The following is an 18,363-nucleotide window of genomic DNA, read 5'->3' as shown; positions in this document are numbered from 1 at the left end:
CCGAATTTGTATGGCCGCTCAACAATCTCCCTCATTGGACTAGACCTTTCCCCGCCGAGCACGCGAGACTGTCTCTGTGAAATCCGTGAAACACGTCATCGCCCTCGATGTGGGCGGCACCGGGATGAAGGCCGCCCTCGTCGCCGACGACGGCACCCTGCTCCACGAAGCGCGCCGGGCCACCGGCCGCGAGCGGGGCCCCGACGCCGTCGTCGAGACGATCCAGGACTTCGCCGCCGAGCTGCTCGACACCGGCCGGGAACGCTTCGGACGGCCCGCCTCGGCCGCCGGCGTCGCCGTCCCGGGCATCGTCGACGCCGAGCACGGCATCGCCGTCTACGCGGCGAACCTGGGCTGGCGCGACGTACCGATGCGCGCCCTGCTCAGCAGCAGACTCGGCGGCATCCCGGTGGCCCTCGGCCACGACGTGCGCACCGGCGGACTCGCCGAAGGCCGCATCGGAGCCGGCCGGGGCGCCGACCGCTTCCTGTTCGTCCCGCTCGGCACCGGCATCGCCGGAGCCATCGGCATCGCCGGCCGCATCGAGGCCGGCGCCCACGGCTACGCCGGCGAGATCGGGCACATCGTGGTCCGCCCGGGCGGCCCCGCGTGCGGCTGCGGCCAGCACGGCTGCCTGGAGACCCTCGCCTCGGCCGCGGCCGTCAGCCGCGCCTGGGCGGCCGCCTCCGGCGACCCGGAGGCCGACGCCGCGGACTGCGCCAAGGCCGTCGCCTCCGGTGACGCGCGCGCCCGGGAGGTCTGGCTGGCCGCCGTCGGCGCCCTCGCCGACGGACTGGTCACCGCCATCACCCTGCTGGACCCGCGCACGCTGATCATCGGTGGCGGGCTCGCGGAGGCCGGGGAAACCTTGTTCACACCACTACGGATGGCCGTGGAGGAGCGCGTGACGTTCCAGCGGCTCCCCCACATCGTGCCGGCGGCCCTCGGGGACACCGCCGGATGCCTGGGCGCAGGGCTGCTCGCCTGGGACCTACTCGCCACGGAGGTACCTGCCTGATGTCCGGAAGCGCTCACAGCACCGTTCTTTCGGGCGCCAGGGTGGTGCTGCCCACCGGAACGGTGGCCAACGGCAGGGTCATCGTCGACGGCGAGAAGATCGCCGGCAGCGCCCACGAGGGCGCGCGGACCGTCGACCTGTCCGGGCACTGGATCGTCCCCGGCTTCGTCGACATGCACAACCACGGTGGCGGTGGCGCCTCGTTCACCTCCGGCGCCGCCGAGGACGTCCTCAAGGGCGTACGCACCCACCGCGAGCACGGCACCACCACCCTGGTCGCCTCCACCGTCACCGGCGACCTGGACGAACTGGCCCGCCGCGCCGCCCTGCTCGCCGAACTGACCCGGCAAGGTGAGATCGCCGGCATCCACTTCGAGGGCCCGTTCATCAACCCCTGCCGCAAGGGCGCGCACAAGGAGGACCTGCTGCGCGACCCCGACCCGGCCGAGGTCCGCAAGCTGATCGACGCCGCGCACGGCGCCGCCCGCATGGTCACCCTCGCCACCGAACTGCCGGGCGGCCTGGACTCCGTACGGCTACTCGCCGAGCACGGGGTGATCGCGGCGATCGGCCACACGGACGCCACCTACGAGCAGACCCGCGCCGCCATCGACGCGGGCGCGACCGTGGCCACCCACCTCTTCAATGCGATGCCGCCCCTCGCCCACCGCGAACCCGGCCCGATCGCGGCGCTGCTGGAGGACGAGCGGATCACCGTCGAGCTCATCAACGACGGCACCCACCTGCACCCGGCGGCCCTGGAACTGGCCTTCCACCACGCGGGCGCGCACCGCGTCGCGCTGATCACCGACGCCATGGACGCGGCCGGCTTCGGCGACGGGACCTACCACCTCGGCCCGCTGGAGGTCGAGGTCAAGCACGGCGTGGCCCGGCTGGTGGAGGGCGGTTCCATCGCCGGATCGACGCTGACCCTGGACACCGCCTTCAAGCGCTCGGTGACCCTCGACAAACTGCCCGTGGAGTCCGTGGTCCAGGCGATCTCCGCCAACCCGGCCAAGCTGATCGGCCTGTACGACGAGATCGGCTCGCTGGAGCCCGGCAAGTACGCGGACCTCGTCGTGCTGGACGCCGCGTTCGACCTCAAGGGCGTCATGCGGCGCGGCGAATGGATCGTCAACCCGGCCCCCTGACCGCCGATCTGACGGCCGAGCGGCCGCGCGCAGGGAAAACGGTCGGCCCCAGGACTGGGCCGACCGCCGTGTGTTTGGCATGATCCCGGCAGCAACGGACCCGGGAGTGCCCATGATCCTTACCGTGACGCTCAACACCGCGCTCGACGTCACGTACCAAGTGCCGCGGCTGCTCCCGCACGCCTCGCACCGGGTCTCGGCCGTCACCGAACGCCCCGGCGGCAAGGGGATCAACGTCGCCCAGGTCCTGGCCGCCCTCGGCCACGAGGTGACGGCGACCGGCTTCGCGGGCGGCCCGGTCGGCGCCGTCGTACGAGGGCTGCTCGCACGGTCCCCGGGGGTGGTCGACGCCCTGGTGCCCTGCTCCGGCAACACCCGCCGCACGGTCGCGGTGGCCGACGCGGCCTCCGGCGACACCACGCAGTTCAACGAGCCCGGCCCGCCGATCACCGCCGCGGAGTGGTCCCGCTTCCTCGCCCACTACGAGGAACTGGTGCGCGGCGCCCGCGCCGTCGCCCTGTGCGGCAGCCTCCCGCCGGGCGTGCCGGTGGGCGCCTACGCGCTGCTCGTACGGGCGGCCCGAGCGGCCGGGGTGCCCGTCCTGCTGGACACCAGCGGCGAGGCACTGCGCCGCGGGGTCGCCGCCCGCCCGGAGATCATCAAGCCGAACGCCGCCGAACTGGCCGAACTCACCGGATCCCGCGACCCGCTCCCCGCCACCCGCGACGCCCGCCGCCGGGGCGCCCACGCGGTGGTCACCTCGCTCGGCCCGGCCGGCCTGCTGGCGGCCACCGCCGAGGGCTCCTGGCAGGCGGCCCCGCCGCGCCGGCTGTCCGGCAACCCCACCGGAGCCGGTGACTCCGCGGTCGCCGGCCTGCTGTCCGCGCTCGCGGAGGGCCTGGACTGGCCGGAACGCCTCAGCCGCGCGGTCGCCCTCTCGGCGGCCACGGTCCTCGCCCCGGTGGCGGGCGAGTTCGACCCCGGCGTCTACGAGGAGATGCGGGGCGCGGTCCGCGTCACCGCCGGCGGCTGACGCCCGCGCGGATCCGGCCGGGCGCCCCTCGAAGGAGCGCGCCGAGACCGTTCCTGACGGCCCCTCGGCGGCCGACGGACCCGGCGGACGCGACAGAACGCAAAAATCCGGCTCCACCGCAGGTGCGGCGGAGCCGGATCCGTTCCGGGGAGGTCCTCCCCGACGTCAGCGCCTGACGTGGCCCGAAGCCAGCTCCAGCTGGTCGAAGACGACGTCGCACTGGTTGCCGGGCTCGCACGAGATCTTCATCGCGTTCGTGCCCTTCTTGAGGTTGATGAACGCGAAGGTACGCGTCCAGCCCTTGTCCCAGGCGCCGTCCGCGGCCTTGGCGAAGTTGGCCAGGTTCAGCGACTGGTTCGGGCTCTGCCCGTTCACCGTGAGGGTCGCCTTGCCGTCCTTGCCGGGAACGCCGTAGTTGACGAACAGCGTGTATTCGCCCGCCTCCGGCACGTCCACCGTCCAGGTGAGCGCCGCACCGGGCGTGTTGAAGCCGGCGACGTACTGGCCGCCCGAGCTCTTCGAACCGGGCACCGTGCTCTCCAGCCGCGCGCCACCGGTCAGCACCATGCCGGCGCCGGCCGCCTCGCCCTTGGGCAGCGGAGCCGCGGAGGGCTTCGGGCTGTTGGTCGCCGGGCCGGTCGGGTTCTGGGGGGCCGCGGACTGCTGGCCACCGTTCGCCGAGGGCTGGTCCTTGTTCTTGCCCTTGTCCTTGTCGCCGAACTGCAGGGCCGCGACGATGCCGATCACGACCACCGCGACCACGGCGACGGCCGCGATCAACAGACCGCGTCGGCTGGACCCGCCGCCGGCGCCACGACCGCCGCCGTGACCGCCGCCGTGACCGCCCGGATGCGGGACCGTCTGCGTCTGCTGGGCCGGAACGCCGTAGCCGCCCGCCTGGAGGGCTTCCGGGGCCTGGTACTGGGCCTGGTAGCCAGGAGCCTGCTGCGTGGGACCCTGCTGGTGGGGGACGGGGCCGCGCTGGCCGCCGTTCCTGCGCTCGCCGACCGTACGCACCTGGTGGTGCGAGGTGCGGGGGACGCCCGGCTGAGGCCCGGGGTGACCGCCGGCCGACGCGCCGGGGTAGCCGTATCCACCACCCGACGTGGGCGGGGTGGCTCCGGCCGCCTGGCCGTCCTCGTAGAGGTAGCCGAACGGATCGTCGTCCTCGGGCTTGTTCGCCCCACCGTGCGGGCCGTTCGCGGGCGTCGTCATCGCAGGTCACTCCTTTCGACCCACGGGAGCCTACCCCGAACAGGTGCGCCCACGAGCGGCAGACCGCCTCATCCCGCCCGACGATGTGCCTTCGACCGGGACCTCTTCTCGATGTACATCCGCTGGTCGGCGGAGCGCAGAACCTCGTCGGCGGACATCCCGCAGCTGGCCCAGCCGATGCCGAAACTGGCCCCGACCCGCACCGCACGGCCGTCGACCCGGATCGGCGGGATGATCGCGTTGCGCAGCCGGACGGCGAGGTCGGCGGCGTCGGCGGCGCCCAGGCCGTCGGCCAGGACGACGAATTCGTCACCACCCAGCCGAGCGACGGTGTCACCGTCCCTGACGCCGGTCGTCAGCCGCCGGGCGACCTCGATCAGGACCGCGTCACCCGTGTGGTGCCCGAACCGGTCGTTGATCGACTTGAAGCCGTCCAGGTCGCAGAAGAGGACCGCGAGCCCCTTCGTCCCGTCGTCGATGTCGGTCGCGGGCGCGACCGTGTGCACGTGGTGGTCGTACGGACCGTCCGACGGGGCGGGCGGCGCCCCGGGGAATTCGAAGGGGTCGGCCCCGGGGTACCGGTCGGGGCCGTCGGCGTGAAACCCGTGCTCACCGGCACCACCCGCCTCCGCGCCCACCGGATGTCCGTCGTGCCCGGCGTGCGCCGCGTGGCCGCCGCCCGCCGCGTGGCCGCCGTGCGCCGCGTGGCCGCCGTGCGCCGCGTGGCCGTCGTATCCGTCACGCCCTTCGAAGGCCGCGTCCAGCGCCTCGATGGCGCTGGCCCGCACGGACTGTGGCCTACGGCACAGCCGGGCGCCGAGTCGGGCCCGCAGTTCGGCGCTGTTGGGCAGGCCGGTCAGCGAGTCGTGACTGGCGCGGTGGGCGAGCTGGAGCTCGTGCCGCTTGCGCTCCTCGATGTCCTCGACGTGCGTGAGCAGGAACCGGGGTCCGTCGGCGGCGTCGGCGACGACGGAGTTGCGCAGGGAGACCCATACATACGTGCCGTCGCGGCGGCCCAGGCGCAGCTCGGCGCGGCCGCCCTCGGCGGAGGTGCGCAGCAGGGTGCCGATGTCCTCGGGGTGGACCAGGTCGGAGAAGGAGTAGCGGCGCAGCACGGAGGCGGGCCGGCCGAGCAGCCGGCACAGCGCGTCGTTGGTCCGCAGCAGCCGGCCGTGCTGGTCCCCGCCCATCTCGGCGATGGCCATGCCGCTGGGCGCGTACTCGAAGGCCTGGCGGAACGACTCTTCACTGGCCCGCAGCGCCTGCTGCTCGCGCTCCAGCCGGACGAGGGCCCGCTGCATGTTCGCCCGGAGCCTGGCATTGCTGATCGCAATGGCTGCCTGGAAGGCGTACATCTGGAGCGCTTCACGGCCCCAGGCGCCGGGCCGGCGGCCGTTGCGCGGTCTGTCCACCGAAATGACACCCAGAAGTTCCCCGCCGGACGCATACATGGGTGCGTAGAGCCGGTCCTCGGGGTGCCACTCGTCCTCGAACCGGGGATCGGGGCCGTCGGTGTGCCACTGGGGGACGTCGTCCTCCATCAGGACCCAGCCCTCGGTGTGCGGGATGAACCTGAGCCCGTCCCAGTTCTCACCCATCGTCAGACGGCGTTCCCAGGAGGCGCGGGAGCCGACGCGGCCGGTGATGAGGGCCTCCGCGGCGGGGTCGCCGGCGAAGGCGGCGACGACAAGATCACCGTCCGGGCGAACGAGGTTGACACAGGCGAGTTCGTAGCCGAGGCCCACGACGATGCCGTCCACGACGGTCTGCAGAGTGTCCGCCAGGCTCCGGGCCGTATTGAGCTCGGCCACCACCCGGTGCAGCTGCCGCAGGGTCGCAAGACGGACGTACGGCTCCGACTCGGTCTCCATTGCTCGCTCTCCCCGAGACCTCGACAGCAACTCCAGGTTTGTCATCGGCGTTTCGTTGCGGTGTCCCGTCCACTGAATCACAGTGAGCTGTGCGGCAGGTACACAGGGTCAACAAATCTTGCCCTCTGTGACTCAAGTCACATCAGGTGAATATCGGTGCGCCGTGGGGTCGTACATGGCTGGGAGCGCTCCCTCACATTCCCGAGAGCAAACGATACGCCGGGGCCTAGGCCAAGGGGCGGGGACGCGACTCGGACCAGGGCCCGATGTGCGACGCGGGAGGGCGAGATTAGCGTTTCGGCGTGCTGAAGACGACCCCCGTACCCACCGCGTCCCACGGAACCCCCCATGCTGAGGGAGTGAGCAATGACGAGTTCCGGGCCGCGATGTCCCGGCTGGCGGCGGGCGTGTGCCTGATCACCGCGCACGAGCCCCCGCTGACGACGGACGGCCCGCGCGGCGAGGACGTCGGGATGACGGCCACCGCCTTCATGTCCGTGTCCCTGGACCCGCCGCTGGTCCTGGTGAGCCTGCGCGAGGGCTCCCGGATGGACGACCTGCTGGCGGAACAGCCCCTGTGGGCGGTGTCGGTCCTCGCCGACCACCAACTCCAGGTGGCGGGCCGCTTCGCGATGAAGGGCCGCATCAGTGACCGACTGCTCTTCGCCGACCTGCCGCACGTACGCGGCGAGGCCTCCGGCGCACCCCTGCTGAGCGGCGCCCTGGCCACCCTGGAATGCCGTACGGAGAACCGCGTCGAGGCGGGCGACCACACCCTGGTCGTCGGCCGGGTCCTGACGGCCGACCTGCCGTCGCCGGACGGGCAGCCGCTCACGTACTTCCGCGGGCGCTACCGGCACCTGGGCACGTAGGGCCCGTGGGGCTGCCAGGGCTGCCGGGGCGGGTAGGACGCGTAAGACGGGCACGGGCGGAGGCTACCAGTCCCGGCCCGTACGGCCCCGCTTGGTCTCGGCCCGCGCCTTCTTCTCCCGCAGCCGGCGCTCGTTGATCCCGCGCGGGATCTTCGTCGCCCGGCGCTGCTTGGGCGGCGGCGCCGTCGCCTCGGCCAGCAGCGAGGCCAGCCGGACCAGCGCCATCTCCCGGTTGCGCAGCTGCGAGCGGTGCTCGGAGGCCCGTACGGTCACCACCCCGTCCACCAGCTTCGCCGCGAGCCGCTCCAGCGCCCGCTCCTTCCACACCTCGGGGAGCGCCTTGGTGGCCGCCAGGTCGAACAGCAGCTCCGCGCGCGAGTCCGAGGTGTTCACGTGCTGACCGCCGGGCCCCGAGGATCGCGAGAACCGCCAGGCGAGCTCTCCCTCGGGGAGCACGACCGAACCGCGGATGACATAGGGACCAGGCATGCCCCTATGATCCGCCCCCGCCCCGGCCGCCGTCACCCGTATTTACCGCCCTGCGCACGCGGCCCGCGAAAAGGCCCGCTATCGGCTCGCGAGCCGGCCCGCGATCCGGCCCGTGGAGATTCGCCGTCACGGACAATTCACGACGGGAACCCGACCGGCCTCTCGTCGCGTTATAGGGGGCAGCGGTAGTTTGACCGCCTGTACGTGCATGTTGGATGAGGAAAGGGACATTCCCATGGCTGTCAGCCTGTCCAAGGGCGGCAACGTCTCGCTCACGAAGGAGGCCCCGGGCCTCGCTGCCGTCACGGTCGGCCTCGGCTGGGACGTCCGCACGACCACCGGTGTCGACTTCGACCTCGACGCCTCGGCGATCGCGGTCAACCCGACGGGCAAGGTCGTCTCCGACGGCCACTTCGTCTTCTTCAACAACAAGTCCACCCCGGACCAGACCATCGTCCACACCGGTGACAACCGCACCGGCGAGGGCGCGGGCGACGACGAGGCCATCAACGTCAACCTCGCCGGCCTGCCGGCCGACGTGGACAAGATCGTCTTCCCGGTCTCCATCTACGACGCCGAGGCCCGCAGCCAGAACTTCGGCCAGGTCCGCAACGCGTACATCCGCGTCGTGAACCAGGCCGGCGGCGCCGAGATCGCCCGCTACGACCTCTCCGAGGACGCGGCGACCGAGACCGCCATGGTCTTCGGCGAGCTCTACCGCAACGGCGCCGAGTGGAAGTTCCGCGCGGTCGGCCAGGGTTACGCCTCCGGCCTCACCGGCATCGCGCAGGACTTCGGCGTCAACGTCTAGGTCGGACACGAGCGCAGGTGAAACCCCCTCCCGGCCGTCCGGGGAGGGGGTTTCGCTACCTTCGACAGGTGATCCTGCAACCGCTCGTCCCCGTCGACGGCGCCCTTCCCGGCCCGGTACTCACCGAGATCGCCGCGCTCTACTCGACGAACCACGCGTTCTTCGAACTCAGCGGAGACTTCCCCGACCCGGACCGCATCACGGTCGAACAGGTCGCCGCCGCACTCGCCGGTGAACTGGCCCACGACAGCGCCGAGGTGCTCCTCGCCCGGTCCGCCGGCCGCCTCGTCGGGCTGGCCGCCACCCTCGCGCAGGCACCCGCCGCCGACGACCCGGACCCGTGGATCGGCCTGCTGCTCATCGACGCCACCACGCACCGAACGGGACACGGCCGCGCCGTGGCCACCCTGGTCGAGGACCGCTTCCGCGCCGCCGGGCGCGCGGGCGTACGGATCGCCGTACTGGACAACAACCCCGAGGCCCTGGCCTTCTGGCAGTCCCAGGGGTACGTCACCCTGCGCCGGGCCAAGGACCGCGAGATGGGCCGCGACTGCACCGTGCTGCGCAAGCCGCTCGAAACCCCGTAGCGGACTTCGCGGCGGCGCCCTGCGGCGCACCCCGCCCCTACGCGGGGCGAGCCCTCCCGTACAGCCACACGTCCCAGACCTTCTTCAGGCTCCGCCCCGTGCTCTGCTCGGCGTAGGCGGTGAAGTCGGCCGTGCTCACGTTCCCGTGCCGGTGGGCCTCGGCCCAGCCGCGCACCAGGGCGAAGAACTTCTCGTCGCCCACCTCCTGCCGGATCCGGTGCAGGACCATCGCGCCCCGGTAGTACACCGGATCCGCGGAGATGTCCTGGGGCCCGGGCGGGTCGGCCGGCGGGAACGCGCCCCAGTCCTTGTCGGCGTCCTCGTCGACGTCCGTGTCACCGGTCCGGAACGCCTCGAAGTGCTGCTGCGCCGTGGGCCCGCCGTGGTCCTCGGTCCACAGCCACTCGGCGTAGGTCGCGAAGCCCTCGTTGAGCCACATGTCCTTCCAGGACTTCGGCGACACCGAGTCGCCGAACCACTGGTGCGCGAGCTCGTGCACGACGAGGTCCTCGCTCAGCGCGCCGGGGTAGACGGGCCGGCCCTGGGTCTCCAGCGCGTAGCCGAGGGTCCCGGCGGGCACCACGATCGCCCCCGCCGAGGCGAACGGATACGGGCCGAACCGGCCGCTGCCCCACTCCACCATCTCCGGCAGCCGCCCGAGCGGACCGGCGCTCGCGGCCTCCTCCTCCGGCGTGACGGCACTGTAGAGGCCGACCCCCGAAGGCGTCCGACCGGTCGTCACCTTGTACCGCCCGATGGCGGCGGTCGCCAGATAGCTCGCCATCGGCTCCGGGCTGTGCCACGCGAACACGGTCCGCCCGTCCGTGCCCTCGACGCGGGAACGCAGCTCGCCGTTCGACACCGCCTCGTAGCCGCGCGGCACGGTGATGGTGATGTCGTACGTGGCCTTGTCGCTGGGGTGGTGGTTGCCGGGGAACCAGGTCATCGAACCGACCGGCTCGCCGACGGCGACCGCCCCGTCCCGCGTGGTGATCCAGCCCTCCTCGGCGCCGTCCGGATCCGCGAGGGCCTTCGGCTTCCCGCTGTAGTCGACCTCCGTACGGAAGACCTCGCCCTTCTCCAGGTCCTCGGCCGGGCGCACCGTCAGCTCGTTCCCGGACCGGTTGTACCGGGCCCCCTCGCCCTGGACGGTCACGCCCTCGACCTTCAGGCCGCTGAAGTCCAGGTTGAAGGAGCTGAGCGTCTGCTCGGCGCGGGCGGTGATCACGGCCGTGCCGTGCAGCTGCCCGTCGTCGGGGTCGTAGTCCAGATCCAGCGCGTAGTGGTCGACCTGGTACCCGCCGTTCCCGGCCCGGGGGAAGTACGGATCACGCAGCCCCGACGCACCCGGCCGCCCCTGCACCGTGTCCCCCGTACACCCCGTGGTGAGGGCGAGCAGGGCGACGACGACGGGGGCGGCGAGGCGGGAGAGCGCACGGAGGTCCACGCACTCGATCCTAGGCGGGTCGGCGCCGCGGGCTACTTGCCCAGCGCGTCCACGCCCGCCTTGGCGAACTTCTCGTCCAGGTCACCGCTCGGGGCACCGGCCACACCGATGCCGGCGACGGGCGCGCCGTTCGCCTGGACCGGGGTGCCACCGCCCAGGAAGAGGGTGCCGGGGATGTCCTTCAGGTTCGGGGTCTGGGCGAGGCGACCCGCGAGCACCGAGGTCGGGGCGTTCCAGGACACGGCGGTGAAGGCCTTGCGCTCGGCCGACTCGTAGGACTGCGGACCCGCGCCGTCGCCGCGCAGGGTGACGATGGTGTTGCCGTTGCGGTCGACGACGGCGACCGTCACCTTCTGGTTCTCGGACTCGGCGGCCTTCAGCGCGGCCTGGGCGGCGCGGGTCGCGGCGTCGACGGTGAGGTGCGTCGTCGTGGTGAAGTTCTTGTCGCCCGGCCCGTCCTTCTTCGAGGAGACCGAGGCGACGGACGCCGCGGCGGCGTCGGAGGCGGGGGTCGCGCTGGCGCTCACGGCCCCGAAGGCTCCGGCGCCCAGGGCGACGGCGAGGGCGGTACCGGTGAGAACGCGGGTGCGGGTGTTCATCTCTGCTCCTGAGAACGGTGGCACGGTGGCACGGGGTCGGCATCGGGTCGCTCCGGGGCCGGTCGGACCGGCTCCTTCACTGCTCCAAGCCTCGGCCCGAAACCCCCCGCGCCCCGTCCCCGTACCGGCTCGCCCCACCTACCGCACCGGCTGACCCCAGGGTCATCCGATCGGTCGATGCGCACCGCCTCCGGCGAGGTATTGGCTGGTCACCCCCACCGCGCTGGGGGGCGGAGCCCCGCTCTTCCAGCCCCGCTCTCCCAGCCCCGCCGGCGTTTGAGGCGCGGGGCCGGGGACGGAGCCCCGCTCTCCCAGCCCCGCCGGCGTTTGAGGCGCGGGGTCCGGGGCGGAGCCCCGGCAGCGGCGCCGCAGCCGACAATGGACGCATGCCCGACCGAGGAGCACCGGTGAGCCACCCCGCCCCGCCGCGCGACGACACCCGCACGCTGACCACCGTCGCCCACACCGCGTTCTTCCTGCTCCTCGGCGCCTCCGTGGTCCGCTTCCTGCTCCGCCACCCCGGCGAACCCCGCACCCCGTGGATCATCGCCCTCAGCATCACCCTCGCCCTGCTCTACGTACTCGGCCCCGCCCTCGGCGCCGCCCCCACCGCCCGGCGGCTCCTGTGGCTCGGCCTGGTCGTCACCAACTGGACGGTCCTGGTCGTCCTCGCGCCGAGCTTCGCCTGGTGCGCCGTACCGCTGTTCTTCACCGCCCTGCGCACCCTCCCGCCGCGCGCCGCGATCGTCCTCGTGGCCCTCCTCACCACCTTCGTGGTGATCGCCCAGCTCCAGCTGGCCAAGTCCTTCGACCCCAACCTCCTCCTCGCCCCGCCCGCCGTCGCCGCGCTCGCCACCGCCGTCTTCGTCCACATGGAGCGCCAGGCCCAGGCCCAGCGCACCCTCATCGACGACCTGATCCGCACCCGCCGCGAGCTGGCCGCCACCGAACGCCGCGAAGGCACCCTCGCCGAACGGCAGCGGCTGTCCATGGAGATCCACGACACCCTCGCCCAGAACCTGTCCAGCCAGCAGATGCTGCTCCAGGCCGCGGACCGCACCTGGGACAGCGACCCGGCCACCGCCCGCGCGCACGTCCGTACCGCCACCGGCATCGCCGCACACGGCCTCTCCGAAGCCCGCCGGCTCGTCCACGACCTGGCCCCCTCCGAGCTCGCCGACGGCGCCGGTCTGGCCGAAGCCCTGCGCTCCCTCGGCGCCGGCCCGGACATCGAGGTCCGCTTCCACCTCGAAGGCACCCCGGCCCCGCTCCCCGACCGCGTCCAGTCCGCGTTGCTGCGCATAGCCCAGGGCGCGCTGGCCAACGTCCGCGAGCACTCCGGCGCCCGTACGGCCGCACTCACCCTGAGCTTCCTGGGCGACCAGGTCGTCCTGGACATCGCCGACGACGGCCACGGCTTCACCGAACCCCGTACCGGCACCCACGCCCGCACCCGCGCCCGCACCGACAGCGCCGGACGCGGCCACGGCCTCCCCGCCATGCGGGCCCGCGTCCGCCAGCTCGGCGGCACCCTGACGATCGAATCCACGCCGGGCGAGGGCACCGTCCTCTCCGCGGCCATCCCCCTGGAGCCGGCCCCATGACCACGATCCTCCTCTGCGACGACCACGTGGTGGTCCGCGCCGGGCTGCTGGCCCTGCTCGGCAGCGAGCCCGACATCGAGGTCCTCGGCGAGGCCGGCAGCGGCGAGGAAGCCGTCGCCCTCGCCGCGAAGCTCCGCCCCGACGTGGTCCTGATGGACCTCCAGCTGGGCGAGGGCATCGACGGGGTCGAGGCCACCCGCCGCATCACCGCGCTCCCCACGCCCCCGCACGTCCTGGTCCTGACCACCTACGACACGGACGCGGACATCACACGGGCGATCGGGGCCGGCGCCACCGGCTACCTCCTCAAGGCCGAACGCCCCGAGGAGCTCTTCGCCGCCATCCACTCCGCCGCCCAGGGCCGCACCACCCTGTCCGCGCCCGTGGCCAGCCGGGTCATGGCCCACATGCGCGGCACCCGGCCCACCCTCACCGACCGCGAGCTCGACATCCTCGGCCAGCTGGCCCGGGGCCTGGGCAACCGCGACATCGCCCGCGCCCTGTTCATCAGCGAGGCCACCGTCAAGACCCACCTGGGCCGCATCTACGACAAGCTCGGCGTCGACACCCGCGCCGGCGCCGTCTCCGTCGCGAAGGAACAGCGCCTGCTGCCCTGACACCGGAGGTGAACGGCCCCGGCACCCGTGACACCATCAGCTACGTGCTCGACATCGGCTACTCCCTCTCCCGGCGTTTCCCGGACCCCCCGCAGACCGACTACCGCTCCGCGGACGTCCACACCCTGCGGCACGACCTGTTCTGCGGGGACGTGTACCTCGCCGACACCACCGCGGACCGGGAAGTGTCCACAGCCTGGGGATGGGTGCCCGTACTGGACTTCGCCTGGGCGCTGTGCGACATCGTCGAGCAGCTCGACAAGGACCCCCGCGGCAACCGTTCCGCGAACCGGCAGTACGCCGAGCTCGACTTCACCGAGTCCACGGACCGGATGCTCTTCGAGCGCCGCTTCGGGTGGGTCGACGTCGAGGCCGACTGGATGCCCGCCGAGGAAGCGCCGCTGACCTTCAGCCACCGCCTGCTGCGCCGCGAGGCCCGCGACTTCCTGCACGACCTCGTCGCCGACCTGATCGACATGCACGACGGCCTCGCCGACAACCCGGCCATCTGGACCCTCCAGGCCCGCTTCCCCCGCGTCCCCGCGTAGCCCGACCGGGCCCCCGACCGCGGGCCCCGACCGGGCCGGATCAACCGGCGGACAGCAACTCCCGGAACACCTGCGCCGAGCGCGGGTTCTGCCCGCACTGCCACACGCCGTGCGGGCAGTAGTCGGTGATGCTGTGGTAGAGCGGCCGGTGCTCGGCGAACCAGGCCAGCATGCCCCGCACGTACGCCGGATTGTCCCCGTGCCGGAACAGCCCCCACTCGGGGTACGAGATCCGCTTGCCGTGGGCCCGCGCGAAGTCGACCTGCTGCTGGAGCCCGTAGGGCTGGCTGACCTGCTCGTCGAAGGTAGGGCCGGGCTCCTGGTCGTAGGAGTCCATGCCGATGACGTCGACCACGTCGTCACCCGGGTAGCAGCTGGTCCAGGCGATCGCGTCACCGCCACGGTTGGGGGCGTAGTCGAACCGGAACCGCTGCCCCTCCACCGAACGCATGGCGGCCACGACGCGCCGCCAGTACGTCTTCCAGCTCTCGGGGTCGGGACGGCAACGGTGGGTGTAGTTGAAGCCGTTCATCTCCCAGCCGAGCACGATCACCGTGTCCGGGACCCCGAGTTCGACCAGCCGCGTGGCCAGCCGCCGGAAGTGCTGGTCGTTGGCGCCCCGCGCGCCGGAGCGGATCAGCTCGGCGACCCGGTCGTCGGGGACGCCCGCCTCGTTGCGCTCCTGCATGGGCACGTTCAGGACGAACAGCCGATCCGCCTTCTCCTGGCGCCACCGCGCCCAGGTGCGCAGGGAATCGGGTGCCCCCTCGATGTTCGCCCAGGTGTCGCCGGGCAGGTAGGTGTGCCCGGCGCGCAGCTCGGTACCGCCGAGCCAGCTCGACAGTTCCCGCATCCGCTCGACTCCGGGCGAGCCGTAGTGGAGATAGGCGCCCACGGCGACCTCGGGCCCCGCGCCCGCGCCGCCCCCGGCGCCCGCCCTCGGCGGCCGCCCGCCGAGGGCGCTCCCCGCGATGAGCAGGCCGACGGCGACCGTACTCGCGCAGGCCCCCGCCAGCCAACGGCCCAGACGGGACATGACACCTCCACAGGCCTCGTGCACCGATGTGTCTGCCGGCGACGATAGGCACCGCACCGGCCGCACGGCCTGTCCGGGCATCGGGATGCTCGGCCATTCGCCGCAGCCACCCACCCCCGCCCGGGCCGTCCGGGTGACCGGCGATCGAGCCCCTACCCCACCACCCGCACCCCCAGCTGCGCCGCCAGCGCCGGAGCCAGGTCGAACAGCTGCGCCGGGCTGATCACCGCCCCGGCCAGCGCCTCCACCCCCCGCGCGATCTCCAGCACGGACGCCTCCCGCAGATCCACGTCCGTCATCCGCACCTCGCTGAAATCCGCCCCCCGCAGCGCGCAGTCCCGGAACTCCACCCGCTCCAGCACCGCCCCCGCGAAGTCCGGCTCCACCAGCACGCACCCCTCGAAGACCACGTCCTTGAGCCGCGCCTTCCGCAGATTCAGGTAGTCGATCTTGCCCCCGCGGACCAGCACCCGCTCCAGCACCGCCCCGTGCAGCTGCACCCCGCCCAGCCGGGCGTCGACCACCTCCACGTCCCGCAGCGAAGCCCCCGACAGGTCGGTCCCCACCCCCCGGATGCCCTCCAGCACCGAATCCAGGACCCGCGCCTTCGCCAGCCCCGCCTCGTCCACCGCACACCGCCGCACCGCGCAGTCCATGAACCGGGCCCCGATCCCCTCCTGCCCCGCCAGGTCGAGATCCGCGAACTCCAGCCCGTCGTAGTCCCCGTCCGGCTCCAGCTCACCCCCCTCCCACACCGTCAGCTCGGGCAGCCGCAGCTCCGGCCGCCGTGCCGCCTTCACCGTCTGCTGTCCCTGCTGCCCTTTGCGCGCCATTCCCCCATCGTGAACCACGCCACCGACAACGGCTTGACCTCAACCGCGCTCGAGGTCGCAACCTGGGGCCATGCCCACCATGCGAGCCATCCGCCTGCACGCCTTCGGCCCCGCCGAGAACCTCTCCTACGAGCACACGGACACCCCCGTCCCCGCCCCCGGCCAGGTCCGGATCGCCGTCGCCGCCGCCGGCGTCCACCTCCTCGACACCAGCCTCCGCCAAGGCATCCAGGGGCCGCCCGCCCCGCTCCCCGAGCTCCCGACCATCCCCGGCCGCGAGGTCGCCGGCACCGTCGACGCCCTCGGCCCCGGCACCGACCCCGCCTGGCTCGGCCGCACCGTCGTCGTCCACCTCGGCTTCGCCCCCGGCGGCTACGCCGAGTACGCCGTCGCCGACGCCGACCGCCTGCACCCCGTACCGCCCGGCCTCGACCCCGCCGAAGCCGTCGCCATGATCGGCACCGGCCGCACCACCCTCGGCATCCTGCAGTTCGCCGACCTCGGACCGGACTCCGTCGCCCTGATCCCCGCCGCCGCCGGCGGCATCGGCACGCTCCTCGTCCAGTACGCGGTCAACGCCGGCGCCTCCGTCGTCGCCCTCGCCGGCGGCCCCGCCAAAACCGCCCGGGCCGCGGCCAACGGCGCCCACCTCGCCCTCGACCACACCGACCCCACCTGGCCCGACGCCGTACGCGCCCAGCACCCCGGCGGCGTCACCGTCCTCTTCGACTCCGTCGGCGGCGACACCGCCCGCACCGCCCTCGGCCTCCTCGCCCCCGGCGCCCGGCACCTGGTCTTCGGCTGGGCCGGCGGCCCCCTCCACCTCACCGACGCCGAACGCGCCGACCTCGACGCCCGCGCCATCACCACCCAGGGCGTCCTCGGCCCCACCATGCTCCAGCGGGTCGGCGCCCCCGACCCGCTGCGCGTCCTGGAAACCCGCGCCCTCGCCGAGGCCGCCACGGGCCGCCTACGCCCCGCCCTGTCCCGCTACCCGCTCGCCGAGGCCGCCACCGCCCACCACGACCTGGAAACCCGCGCCACCACCGGCAAGGTCGTCCTGGAACCCTGACGCTACGGGGCGCCCAACTCCGCCAACGCCCCGTCCGTCAGCCGGTACACCGACCACTCCTCCTGCGGCCGCGCGCCCAAGGCCTCGTAGAAGGCGATCGTCGGCGCGTTCCACCTCAGCACCGACCACTCCAGCCGCTCGTAGCCCCGCTCCACGCATGTCCGCGCCAACTCCCGCAACAGCGCCTTGCCATGACCGCCCCCGCGCACACCCGGCCGCACGTACAGGTCCTCCAGATAGATCCCGTGCACCCCGCGCCACGTCGAGAAGGAGAGGAACCACACCGCGAAGCCGACGACCTCCCCGTCCTCCGTCTCCGCGACGTGCGCGAACACCGCCGGGCGCTCCCCGAACAGCGCCTCGCGCAACTGCTCCTCGGTGGCCCGCGCCTCGTGCGGCACCTTCTCGTACTCCGCGAGCTCGCGGATCATCGCGTGGACGGCGGGAACGTCATGGACCTCAGCGCTACGGATCATGCCCGCAGCCTAGAACCACGGCGCAGCGCCTCGGCGACCGTCAACTGGACCTCGTCCAGCCGCTCGTCCCCGTCCTCGACGTCCCACAGGCAGTTCTGGAGCACCCGCCCCAGCGTCCAGGCCCGCGCCCGCTCGCGCTCCAGACCCGCCACCTCCGTCAGCAGGTCGAACCGCCACCGCACGTCACCGGCCCGGAAGTTGTCGACGATCGCCGGCATGAGATCGAAACCCGGATCGCCCGCCAGCGGCTTCGGGTCGATGGCCAGCCACGGCTCCCGGCCGCCCGCCAGGACGTTCCCGTAGTGCAGGTCCCAGTGCAGCAGCCGATCCCCCGGCTCCCCCACGACCTCCGCCACCGCCGCCGCGCAGTCCTTCAGCAACCGCCGGTCCCGCTCCTCCACCAGCCCCGCCAGCGCCCGCGGCACCTCCTGGAGCATCCCGGCGGCCATCTCACCGAGCCCGCGCAACCCGGCCGGAGCCGGCACCGCCGTCAGCCGCGCCACCAACTCCCCGACCACCACCACCGCCTGCCGCGCGTCCTCCCGCGCGAGCGCCGCCAGATCCCGCCCCTCGTCCAACCGCTCCAGCAGCAGGGTCCCGGTGTCCGCGTCGTGCTCCAGCAGCCGTACGCAGCCCCGCCCGTCCCACGCGCGCAGCGCGACCGGCTCCCCCACGCTCTCCTCGTCCACCGCCACCAGCTTCAGCACCGCCGAGCTCCCGTCGGCCCGCTCCACCGGCAACACCAAGGCCGTCACCCCGTGCATCGCCGGCCCGACCCGCCGCAGCCCCCACCGCTCCAGAAACAGCGCCGCCCGCCCGGGCAACGCGGCGACGAACTCCCGCCCGGCGTCCCCCAGAGCCTCGACCAACCCCACCGGAACCTCAACCATGCCCAGACGGTACCGGTGTCCCTGCGGTGTCCCCTGCGGGGTGCTCGGCGGTGTGCGGTGCCCCTGCGGGGTGCTCGGCGGTGTGCGGTACTGCTCGGGCTGCGCCCGGGCGGCCGCCTCAAGCGCCGGCGGGGCTGGTGGTGTGGGGCGGGGCCCCGCAGGAGGATCTCCTCGGCTCGGCGCGTGCTGCCTCG

19 protein-coding genes are annotated in these 18,363 nt (G+C 73.2%); 10 read left to right on the top strand and 9 right to left on the bottom strand.

Translation table 11 applies throughout. The features are described from left to right. Nucleotides 1-85 precede the first annotated feature (85 nt). The 3 genes from BCL76_RS15180 (at nt 86) to BCL76_RS15170 (ending at nt 3,202) form a co-directional block, all read left to right on the top strand. Nucleotides 86-1,018: an ROK family protein gene (locus BCL76_RS15180; RefSeq protein WP_109780035.1), complete on the top strand. Its 933-nt coding sequence runs from the start codon at nt 86-88 to the stop codon at nt 1,016-1,018. After that, complete coding sequence (nagA, locus tag BCL76_RS15175) at nt 1,018-2,169, top strand: N-acetylglucosamine-6-phosphate deacetylase (protein ID WP_109780034.1); 1,152 nt, start codon at nt 1,018-1,020, stop codon at nt 2,167-2,169. The genes BCL76_RS15180 and nagA overlap by 1 nt, the downstream gene beginning before the upstream one ends. Nucleotides 2,170-2,281: 112 nt before the next feature. Beyond that, nucleotides 2,282-3,202 (top strand): 1-phosphofructokinase family hexose kinase, encoded by a 921-nt coding sequence (locus tag BCL76_RS15170; protein WP_109780033.1) that lies wholly within the window; start codon nt 2,282-2,284, stop codon nt 3,200-3,202. Between the two features lie 165 nt (nt 3,203-3,367). On the opposite strand, the gene BCL76_RS15165 is transcribed toward BCL76_RS15170, so the two are convergent. Both BCL76_RS15165 and cdgB read right to left on the bottom strand, forming a co-directional pair. Further along, complete coding sequence (locus BCL76_RS15165) at nt 3,368-4,417, bottom strand: CBM35 domain-containing protein (protein WP_109780032.1); 1,050 nt, start codon at nt 4,415-4,417, stop codon at nt 3,368-3,370. Between the two features lie 68 nt (nt 4,418-4,485). Beyond that, nucleotides 4,486-6,288, bottom strand: coding sequence for a diguanylate cyclase CdgB (cdgB, locus tag BCL76_RS15160; RefSeq protein WP_109780031.1), 1,803 nt, complete (start codon nt 6,286-6,288; stop codon nt 4,486-4,488). A 302-nt stretch (nt 6,289-6,590) separates the two neighbouring features. On the opposite strand from cdgB, the gene BCL76_RS15155 reads away from it, so the two are divergent. Beyond that, entirely contained in the window at nt 6,591-7,160 is a 570-nt protein-coding gene (locus tag BCL76_RS15155) for a flavin reductase family protein (protein WP_258309699.1), read from the top strand. Between the two features lie 63 nt (nt 7,161-7,223). Here BCL76_RS15155 and arfB read toward each other — a convergent pair whose 3' ends face one another. After that, nucleotides 7,224-7,649, bottom strand: coding sequence for an alternative ribosome rescue aminoacyl-tRNA hydrolase ArfB (arfB, locus tag BCL76_RS15150; protein ID WP_109780030.1), 426 nt, complete (start codon nt 7,647-7,649; stop codon nt 7,224-7,226). A 235-nt stretch (nt 7,650-7,884) separates the two neighbouring features. Here arfB and BCL76_RS15145 point away from each other — a divergent pair, with 235 nt between their 5' ends. Next, nucleotides 7,885-8,460, top strand: coding sequence for a TerD family protein (locus BCL76_RS15145; protein ID WP_030718836.1), 576 nt, complete (start codon nt 7,885-7,887; stop codon nt 8,458-8,460). 68 nt (nt 8,461-8,528) lie between these two features. Continuing rightward, complete coding sequence (locus BCL76_RS15140; RefSeq protein WP_109780029.1) at nt 8,529-9,047, top strand: GNAT family N-acetyltransferase; 519 nt, start codon at nt 8,529-8,531, stop codon at nt 9,045-9,047. Nucleotides 9,048-9,084: 37 nt separating this feature from the next. Here the strand turns inward: BCL76_RS15140 and BCL76_RS15135 are convergent, their stop codons facing one another. Then, on the bottom strand, nt 9,085-10,494 hold the full coding sequence (locus tag BCL76_RS15135) for a M1 family metallopeptidase (RefSeq protein WP_181382559.1): 1,410 nt from the start codon (nt 10,492-10,494) through the stop codon (nt 9,085-9,087). Between the two features lie 32 nt (nt 10,495-10,526). Next, nucleotides 10,527-11,093 carry a GlcG/HbpS family heme-binding protein gene (locus tag BCL76_RS15130; RefSeq protein ID WP_030766406.1) on the bottom strand — a complete coding sequence of 189 codons (567 nt, stop codon included), beginning with the start codon at nt 11,091-11,093 and terminating at the stop codon, nt 10,527-10,529. 386 nt (nt 11,094-11,479) lie between these two features. Here BCL76_RS15130 and BCL76_RS15125 point away from each other — a divergent pair, with 386 nt between their 5' ends. The 3 genes from BCL76_RS15125 to BCL76_RS15115 are packed head-to-tail and all read left to right on the top strand — an operon-like array spanning nt 11,480 to nt 13,862. Then, nucleotides 11,480-12,697, top strand: coding sequence for a sensor histidine kinase (locus BCL76_RS15125; RefSeq protein ID WP_109780027.1), 1,218 nt, complete (start codon nt 11,480-11,482; stop codon nt 12,695-12,697). Next, on the top strand, nt 12,694-13,314 hold the full coding sequence (locus tag BCL76_RS15120) for a response regulator (protein ID WP_109780026.1): 621 nt from the start codon (nt 12,694-12,696) through the stop codon (nt 13,312-13,314). Before BCL76_RS15125 ends, BCL76_RS15120 begins: the two co-directional genes overlap by 4 nt. A 44-nt stretch (nt 13,315-13,358) precedes the next feature. Then, entirely contained in the window at nt 13,359-13,862 is a 504-nt protein-coding gene (locus BCL76_RS15115) for a hypothetical protein (RefSeq protein WP_109780307.1), read from the top strand. Nucleotides 13,863-13,902: 40 nt separating this feature from the next. On the opposite strand, the gene BCL76_RS15110 is transcribed toward BCL76_RS15115, so the two are convergent. Both BCL76_RS15110 and BCL76_RS15105 read right to left on the bottom strand, forming a co-directional pair. Beyond that, nucleotides 13,903-14,898, bottom strand: coding sequence for a glycoside hydrolase family 26 protein (locus BCL76_RS15110; protein WP_109780025.1), 996 nt, complete (start codon nt 14,896-14,898; stop codon nt 13,903-13,905). A 152-nt stretch (nt 14,899-15,050) separates the two neighbouring features. Then, entirely contained in the window at nt 15,051-15,731 is a 681-nt protein-coding gene (locus tag BCL76_RS15105; RefSeq protein ID WP_109780024.1) for a pentapeptide repeat-containing protein, read from the bottom strand. A gap of 79 nt (nt 15,732-15,810) precedes the next feature. Between BCL76_RS15105 and BCL76_RS15100 the strand changes: the two genes are divergently transcribed. After that, the gene (locus tag BCL76_RS15100) at nt 15,811-16,803 is read left to right on the top strand and encodes a zinc-binding dehydrogenase (protein WP_109780306.1); all 993 of its coding nucleotides are present in this window, start codon (nt 15,811-15,813) and stop codon (nt 16,801-16,803) included. Nucleotides 16,804-16,805: 2 nt separating this feature from the next. Here the strand turns inward: BCL76_RS15100 and BCL76_RS15095 are convergent, their stop codons facing one another. Together BCL76_RS15095 and BCL76_RS15090 are read right to left on the bottom strand one after the other, a co-directional pair. After that, nucleotides 16,806-17,279 (bottom strand): GNAT family N-acetyltransferase, encoded by a 474-nt coding sequence (locus BCL76_RS15095; RefSeq protein ID WP_109780023.1) that lies wholly within the window; start codon nt 17,277-17,279, stop codon nt 16,806-16,808. Further along, nucleotides 17,276-18,169 carry an aminoglycoside phosphotransferase family protein gene (locus tag BCL76_RS15090; RefSeq protein ID WP_109780022.1) on the bottom strand — a complete coding sequence of 298 codons (894 nt, stop codon included), beginning with the start codon at nt 18,167-18,169 and terminating at the stop codon, nt 17,276-17,278. The genes BCL76_RS15095 and BCL76_RS15090 overlap by 4 nt, the downstream gene beginning before the upstream one ends. Nucleotides 18,170-18,363: the final 194 nt, after the last annotated feature.

Origin of the sequence: Streptomyces sp. CG 926 (assembly GCF_003148825.1) — a bacterium.
Lineage (GTDB): Bacteria > Actinomycetota > Actinomycetes > Streptomycetales > Streptomycetaceae > Streptomyces.
Note: the sequence above shows the minus strand (reverse complement) of the source record. Positions and strands in the feature narration are given on the sequence as shown.